The following is a 768-nucleotide window of genomic DNA, read 5'->3' on the forward strand; positions in this document are numbered from 1 at the left end:
TTATTTCGGTTCTGTATAAAAACGGTATTTGGTAAGTTTTCGTAACGCATATTAGAAATTCTATCAGAATAAAATGATTAATAGTTATTTTCCAGTTGCCCCCTCTTCTCATTTGGTTGTTAAAGGAACAGCCGTCAATTTATAAGTTGTTTTACTCATTTCATTCTATTTCCTGTTTTTTTTGTAAACAAAATGCATTTCTACGCCCTATTCTCTCATAAGTTTAGACCAAAAGGATATGATAAAGAACCATACCCTCTTGATTATAAACTCAACAATACAAACATTTAAACAGATTGTTATCAAAATACTTTTCTAGAATCAAAACTTATACTTTCTCATTAGAATGAGTTCCATCTACAGCTCTGGTTATTTCATAAGGGTTTTCATTTTTAAGTGCATTTGGGAGCAATTCATTTGGCCAATCCTGATAGCTAAATGGTCTTACCCATCGTTTTATAGCATTTGTTCCCACAGCAGAAAACCTGGAATCAGACGATGCCGGATATGGGCCTCCGTGTGTCATAGAAGGACAAACTTCTACTCCTGTGGGTACTCCATTAAAAATTACACGTCCAACTCTGTCTTGAAGTGCATCAACGATATTACCTAAGTTTTGATAATCTGACTCTTCTGCCAGGATAGTTCCCGTTAATTGTCCTTCGAGGCTATTAATGATTTCTACAAGTTCTGCTTCATCTTTACATTTAACTACTAATGAAAAAGGACCAAAGACTTCCTGGTGCATTTTTGGATTAGTTAAAAAAT

The 768-nt window shown here is 34.2% G+C and carries 1 protein-coding gene; it reads right to left on the reverse strand.

Annotated features, from left to right (window positions below):
- Positions 1–328: 328 nt before the first annotated feature.
- Positions 329–768: aldehyde dehydrogenase family protein (locus Z054_RS0127450; protein WP_024773147.1), on the reverse strand; the 440-nt coding region annotated here is incomplete at its 5' end.

Source organism: Aquimarina macrocephali JAMB N27 (genome assembly GCF_000520995.1).
In the GTDB taxonomy this organism is placed as follows: domain Bacteria; phylum Bacteroidota; class Bacteroidia; order Flavobacteriales; family Flavobacteriaceae; genus Aquimarina; species Aquimarina macrocephali.